Source organism: Rathayibacter sp. AY1A2 (assembly GCF_002930935.1).
Lineage (GTDB): Bacteria > Actinomycetota > Actinomycetes > Actinomycetales > Microbacteriaceae > Rathayibacter.
Genome location: NZ_PSTP01000001.1, coordinates 522,853 through 529,391 on the forward strand (window position 1 = coordinate 522,853; position 6,539 = coordinate 529,391).

Sequence of the window (6,539 nt, forward strand, 5' to 3'; positions counted from 1 at the left end):
GCTCCGAGGACGTGTCCGACGGGGTGGGGGACGCGAGAGCGCCGGGCCACGCTACCGGCAGGCGACTGGACGTCGCCCCCGAGCGCGGTCCGGCGCGGGTCCTGTGGCGCGGGACCGGTCAGCGCAGGGCGCGCTCGGCCGCCGTCACCACGTTGTGGATGAGCATCGCGCGCGTCATCGGGCCGACGCCGCCGGGCACGGGCGAGAGCCAGCCCGCGACCTCCGCCACCTCCGGTGCGACGTCGCCCGTCAGCTTCGCGCGGCCCGTCTCCGGGTTCTCGACCCGCGTGATGCCCACGTCGAGCACGGCGGCGCCGGGCTTCACCCAGTCGGCGCGGATGAGCCCGGGCACGCCCACGGCGGCCACCACGATGTCGGCGCGGCGCACCTCCGCGGCGAGATCGGCCGTGCGGGAGTGGGTGAGGGTCACGGTGGCGTCGAGGCCCTTCCGCGTGAGCAGGAGCCCGAGCGGACGGCCGACGGTGAGCCCGCGGCCCACGACGACGACATGCCGGCCCGAGGTCGGGATGCCGTGGCGCTGCAGCATCTCGACGATCCCGTTCGGCGTGCAGGGCAGCGGGCTGTCCAGCTCACCCTCGACGCCGAGCACCAGGCGGCCGAGGTTGGTGGGGTGCAGGCCGTCGGCGTCCTTGTCCGGATCCATGAGCTCGAGCATCGCGTTCTCGTCGATGCCCTTCGGCAGCGGGAGCTGGATGATGTACCCGGTCACGGCCTCCGAGTCGTTGAGCTGCCGGATGGCGGCGCGGATGTCGTCCGCCGACGCGGTCGCGGGGAGGTCCACGCGGATCGACTCGATCCCGACCTCCGCGCAGTCGCGGTGCTTGCCCGCGACGTACGAGCGGGAGGCGGGATCGTCCCCCACCAGCAGCGTGCCGAGCCCGGGCACGACGCCCCGCTCGCGCAGAGCGGCGACCCGCTCCGCGATCTCCGTCTTGACCGCCGTCGCCGTCGCGACGCCGTCGAGTACCTGTGCCGTCATCTCGGGCTCCTCGGTCGTGGCGCGGCGGAGGGGGGCGGTGCCCCGTCCTCCGCCGCGCGGGTGGTGCAGCAAATCGACTACAGCCCGGGGTAGAGCGGGAAGTCGTCGGTGAGGCGGGCGACACGGCCGCGCAGCGCCTCGAGGTCGGCCGAGGGCTTGAGCGCCTCGGCGATGACGTCGGCGACCTCGGTGAACTCCGTGTCGCCGAAGCCGCGCGTCGCGAGCGCCGGCGTGCCGATGCGCAGGCCCGAGGTGACCATCGGCGGGCGGGGGTCGAACGGCACGGCGTTGCGGTTGACCGTGATGCCGACCTCGTGGAGGCGGTCCTCGGCCTGCTTGCCGTCCAACGGCGAGTCGCGCAGGTCGGCGAGGACGAGGTGGACGTCCGTGCCGCCGGTCAGGACGTCGATGCCCTCGGCCTTCGAGTCGGCCGCCGTGAGGCGCTCGGCGAGGATCTGCGCGCCGCGGATGGTGCGTGCCTGGCGATCGGCGAACTCGGGCTCGCCGGCGAGCTTGAACGCGGTCGCCTTCGCGGCGATAACGTGCATGAGCGGGCCGCCCTGCTGGCCGGGGAAGACGGCCGAGTTCAGCTTCTTCGCGTACTCCTGCTTCGCGAGGATGAGCCCCGAGCGCGGGCCGGCCAGCGTCTTGTGGACGGTGGTGGTCACGACGTCGGCGTAGGGCACCGGCGACGGGTGCAGCCCCGCCGCCACGAGGCCGGCGAAGTGGGCCATGTCGACCCAGAGCTTCGCGCCGACCTCGTCGGCGATGGCGCGGAACGCCTCGAAGTCGAGCTGACGGGGGTAGGCGGACCAGCCGGCGATGAGCACCTGCGGGCGGACCTCGAGGGCCTTCTCGCGGACCGCGTCCATGTCGATGCGGAAGGTCTGCGGGTCGACGCCGTACGCGGTCGCGTTGTAGAGCTTGCCCGAGAAGTTCAGCTTCATGCCGTGGGTCAGGTGGCCGCCGTGCGCGAGCTCGAGGCCGAGGATGGTGTCTCCGGGCTGCACGAGCGCGGCGAGCGCCGCGGCGTTGGCGGAGGCTCCGGAGTGCGGCTGGACGTTGGCGAACTCGGCGCCGAAGAGGGCCTTGGCGCGGTCGATCGCGAGCTGCTCGGCGATGTCGACGTACTCGCAGCCGCCGTAGTAGCGGCGGCCGGGGTAGCCCTCGGCGTACTTGTTGGTCAGGACGGAGCCCTGCGACTCGAGGATCGCGCGCGGCACGAAGTTCTCGCTCGCGATCATCTCGAGGTAGCCGCGCTGGCGGTCGAGCTCCTGCTGGAGCACGGCGGCGATCTCGGGGTCGACCACCGACACGGGCTGGTCGAACGAGGCGGCGACGCCGGGGCTGGCGGGGGAAGAGGACACGGACGCTCCTTGGCTGGGAAACGGAAGGGGCCCGGCAGGTCGCTGCGGCGCGACACGGCTCGTTCGGGCGACCCGATCTACGGTATCCGTTCCAGCCCAGGCGTGCGGCGGGAAAAGTGTCCGGGGCGCTGCCCCGGAGGAGGTGCCGCTCCCTGATGGTCACCCATCCGAACGCCAGTCGCGGCGGGCTCACTCTAGCAAGCGGGCCGGGTGGCGCGGGAGTCGCGCCACCCGGGGGCGGGCACGCGCGATCGTGCGACGATCCCTCGGGCGGTCCCGGCGCGGGACCGGGAGGGAGGGCGTCGCCGTGGGTCCTCGACGCCGCTCCGAGCGCGTCGACGGCCGCAGCGACGAGGAGCTCGTCGCGCTGGTCCGGGAGGGCCGCACCGACGCCGTCTCCGAGCTCTGGCGCCGCCACTCCTCGGCCGGGCGCACCGTGGCCCGGGCGTGGGCGAGCAGCTCCGACCCCGACGACCTGGTCTCGGAGGCGTTCCTCCGCGTCCTGCGGGCGATCGAGCGCGGCGGCGGACCCGAGGGCGCCTTCCGCCCCTACTTCTTCACCGCCGTCCGCAACGTCGCGGGGTCCTGGGCCCGGCGGGACCGGCACGAGCGGCCGTTCGACGAGGCCGACCGCGCCCTCCCCTCTGCCGGCCCCGATCCCGAGGCGCGCGCCCTCGCCGCCCTCGAGCGCGACCTGGGCGCGCGCGCGTTCCGGGCGCTGCCGCCGCGCTGGCAGGAGGTGCTCTGGTACACGGAGGTGGAGGGCCTGTCCCCCGCCGCCGCCGCGCCGCTGATGGGCCTGCGGCCCAATGCGGTCGCAGCGCTCGGGGTGCGGGCGCGGGAGGGGCTGCGATCCGCGTGGATCCGGGAGCACGTGACGGACGCCTCGGCGACGGGCGAGTGCGAGTGGGTGCTCGAGCGGGCGGGGACGTACGCGCGAGGACGCGTCCCCGTCCGGGACAGGCACCGCATCGACCGGCACATGGACGGGTGCCTCTCCTGCCGGGAGGCGCTGGCGGAGGCCGAGAGCACTGCGCGCCGCCTCGCGTCGGTGCTGCTGCCGCTGACCGCCGGGGTGAGCGGCGCAGCCGCCTGGGCGGCGGGCGGGGGCTCCGGCGCGGCCTCCGGTCCGCTGCCGAGCGCGGTCCGGGCGTCGAGCGCGGTCCGCGCATCGGCGGTAAGGGCGTCGAGAGCGGGCAGCGGAACAGGAGTGGTCGTCGCCGCGTCCGCTGCGGCGGCACTCGCGGTCACGGGAGTCGTCGGCGCGGTGGTGCTGCTGTCCGGGAACGGGGGCGGCGCGCTCGTGGCGGCGGAGGACGCCTCCGCGCGGGTGGACGAGCGCGCAACGGCCGAGGCGGCTGCGCCGGCGTCGAGCGGAGGAGCGGCGGCGAGCGCCGACCGACCGGAGACGGACCCGGAGGCCGCGGACCGGACGAGTGCAGCGGACGGCGATCCGGCGGGGCGGTCCAGGGGTTCCGGCGCTGCTCCGAGGAGCACGGTGCCGACCGTGGCCGGAGGGGATGCGTCGGACGATGCCGGAGCGACGCGCGCAACCCACGGGAGGACGGGACGTCCGCCGCAGCGGGAGCCGTCCTCCGATCCCGTCGGCGCACCGGCGTCGAGAGGGATCGAGGCGACCGCCTCCCCGACTCCTGCCGCCGAGCCCGCCCCGTCCCGCCCCGCCGTGACCGGCAGCGCGGCACCGGCGCCCAAGCCCGCCGTCCCCGAGGCTCCGGCCCCCTCCGGGCCGCCGGGGGCCACGACCGGGGGCTCCGCGCCGGGCCCGATCGGCAGCGGCCCGGCCCTGCCCTCCGTCCCGGTCCCGACCCCCGCACCGAGCACTCCGGTCCCGGTTCCTGTTCCGACCGTGACTCCCCCACCGGACACTCCGGCTCCGGCAGCGACGCACGTACCGAGCACTCCGGCGCCGGTCCCGACAGAGGCGCCGAGCACCTCCGCTCCGGTCTCGACTCCCGCACCGGTCACGACCCCCACTCCGGCCGCACCTCCCACTCCGGCCGCACCTCCCGCTCCGGCCGCACCGACCCTCGCGCTCGACACCGACGGCCGGCTGCTGCCCGATGCCCGGGGCACCGCCGCGCCCGGCGCCGAGGTGCTCCTCGAGGACGCCTCCGACGGACGCTGCGTGGGCTCCGCCACCGCCGACGCCGACGGCTCCTGGACCGCGCCGGCGCTCCCCCTCCCCGCGGGCAGGACCACGGTGCTGGCGCGCACCGCCGCAGGAGTCAGCGCCCCCGAGACGGTCGACCTGCGCGCTCCGGTGCTCCTCGCCCGGGCCGCGTCGAGCGGGGGCGCGGTCGGCGTGCTCGTGCTCGCCGATCCCGACGCGGACGGCCTCGACCTCCTGGTCGACGGCGGGCAGGTGCGGTCCCTCGCTCCCGGAGCCCCCGTCCTCGCCGCGACCCTGGAGGTCGGTCCCGGGAGGCACACGATCGGCGTCCGCTACTCCTCCCCGGACGGGCGGACGGGACCCGTCGCCGTCGTGTCCGTCGACGCGGGCTGAGGCGCGCGGACCGCCCCGTGCCCCACCGTTATCCTGGGCGGATGCAGCCCGAACCCGCCGCGTCCGCGACTCCCCGGCCCGCCCCCGCGAGCACCCGTCCGACGGGCAGCGACGCCGCGTGGTCCGGCGCCCGGCCCGCGGGAAACCACTGGACCCTGACCTTCGCCTGCCCCGACCAGCCGGGCATCGTGCACGCCGTGTCCGGTGCCGTCGTCCAGGCCCGCGGCAACATCACCGAGAGCCAGCAGTTCTCGAGCGCCGACACCGGCCGCTTCTTCATGCGCCTGCAGGTGGAGTCGCCGATCAGCCGCGAGGAGTTCGCCGCCGCCCTGCTGCCGATCACGGAGCACTACGGGATGACCTGGCGCCTCGACGTCGTCGGCCGGCCGCTGCGCACCCTCGTCCTCGCCTCCACCGCCGCGCACTGCGTCAACGACCTGCTCTTCCGCCAGCGCGCCGGGCAGCTCGCGGTGGACATCCCGATGATCCTGTCCAACCACGGCAGCCTTCGCGACCTCGCCGAGTTCTACGGCGTGCCCTTCGAGTCGCGACCCGTGGTCTCGCCGGAGTCGAAGCGCGGGTTCGAGGAGCGCGTGCTGGAGGTCGTCGAGGAGCACGACGTCGAGCTCGTGGTCCTGGCGCGCTACATGCAGATCCTCTCCCCCGAGCTCTGCGCGCGACTGGCCGGCCGCGCCATCAACATCCACCACTCGTTCCTGCCGGGCTTCAAGGGCGCGAACCCCTACAAGCAGGCGCACGCCCGCGGCGTCAAGCTGATCGGGGCGACCGCGCACTTCGTCACCAGCGACCTCGACGAGGGGCCGATCATCGAGCAGAACGTGGTGCGCGTGGACCACTCGCACTCGGTCGCTCAGCTCGTGGCGATCGGGCAGGACGAGGAGAGCCGCACGCTCACGCAGGCGGTCAAGTGGTTCGCGGAGGACCGGGTGCTCCTCGACGGGGCCCGCACCATCATCTTCCGCTGACCTCCGGCGGCTAGCATGGTCGGCGTGAATCGAGCAGGAGCGGACACCGCGGGCACCGACATCAGGATCGGCCCGAACGCGATCCTCCGGTTCCTCCTGGAGCTCGTCGCGCTGGCGACCTTCGCCCTCTGGGGCTTCGCGACGTGGGACCTCCCGTGGAACATCGTCCTCGGCATCGGCGCTCCGGTGGTCGCCGCGCTGGTCTGGGCGCTCTTCCTCTCGCCGCGCGCGGTCCTCGCGATCGACGTCTACGGCCGCTCGCTGATCGAGCTGCTCGTGATGGGCGCCGCCGCGCTGGCGTGGCTGGACCTCGGCCAGCCGGTCGTCGCGATCGTCTTCGGCGTCCTCGCCGTCGTCTCCGGCGTCATCGCGGGACGCCGCTCCCTCTGATCCTGACGGCGGCCGCTCAGGCCGAGGGGGCGCTCGCTCGGAGCCGTCCACCGCTGTCCCCGAGGGTGCACCGCTGTCCCCGTGCGCTCGCCGCCGCCCCGGAGCGGAACCGAACGCGTCGTCCAGGCTCGCAGCCGCTTGTCGCCACTGCGCTCTCCCGTCGATGCGCCGCCGGCGATGCGCTACCGCAGCGGGATCCAGGGCCGATCGCGCCGCCGGGCCCGCAGTCGAAGGTGCTCCGCCCCGCCTGATCGCCGCTCTCTCCCCCGACC

At 75.1% G+C, this 6,539-nt stretch carries 5 protein-coding genes; 3 read left to right on the forward strand and 2 right to left on the reverse strand.

The annotated features are described in order from the left end of the window. Positions 1-118 precede the first annotated feature (118 nt). Both C5B93_RS02460 and glyA read right to left on the reverse strand, forming a co-directional pair. Positions 119-1,000: a bifunctional methylenetetrahydrofolate dehydrogenase/methenyltetrahydrofolate cyclohydrolase gene (locus C5B93_RS02460; protein WP_104227279.1), complete on the reverse strand. Its 882-nt coding sequence runs from the start codon at positions 998-1,000 to the stop codon at positions 119-121. A gap of 77 nt (positions 1,001-1,077) precedes the next feature. Continuing rightward, positions 1,078-2,367 (reverse strand): serine hydroxymethyltransferase, encoded by a 1,290-nt coding sequence (glyA, locus tag C5B93_RS02465; RefSeq protein WP_104224723.1) that lies wholly within the window; start codon positions 2,365-2,367, stop codon positions 1,078-1,080. 307 nt (positions 2,368-2,674) lie between these two features. On the opposite strand from glyA, the gene C5B93_RS17085 reads away from it, so the two are divergent. The 3 genes from C5B93_RS17085 to C5B93_RS02480 are packed head-to-tail and all read left to right on the forward strand — an operon-like array spanning position 2,675 to position 6,267. Beyond that, complete coding sequence (locus tag C5B93_RS17085) at positions 2,675-4,891, forward strand: sigma-70 family RNA polymerase sigma factor (RefSeq protein ID WP_181068296.1); 2,217 nt, start codon at positions 2,675-2,677, stop codon at positions 4,889-4,891. Positions 4,892-4,932: 41 nt separating this feature from the next. Continuing rightward, entirely contained in the window at positions 4,933-5,877 is a 945-nt protein-coding gene (gene purU / locus C5B93_RS02475; RefSeq protein ID WP_104224944.1) for a formyltetrahydrofolate deformylase, read from the forward strand. A gap of 24 nt (positions 5,878-5,901) precedes the next feature. Beyond that, positions 5,902-6,267: a YrdB family protein gene (locus C5B93_RS02480; protein WP_258065485.1), complete on the forward strand. Its 366-nt coding sequence runs from the start codon at positions 5,902-5,904 to the stop codon at positions 6,265-6,267. Positions 6,268-6,539: the final 272 nt, after the last annotated feature.

Excerpts from the sequence above, each read along its gene's own strand:
- C5B93_RS02460 (WP_104227279.1), bottom strand. The coding sequence starts at position 1,000 with ATGACGGCACAGGTACTCGACGGCGTCGCGACGGCGACGGCGGTCAAG.
- purU (WP_104224944.1), top strand. The coding sequence starts at position 4,933 with ATGCAGCCCGAACCCGCCGCGTCCGCGACTCCCCGGCCCGCCCCCGCG.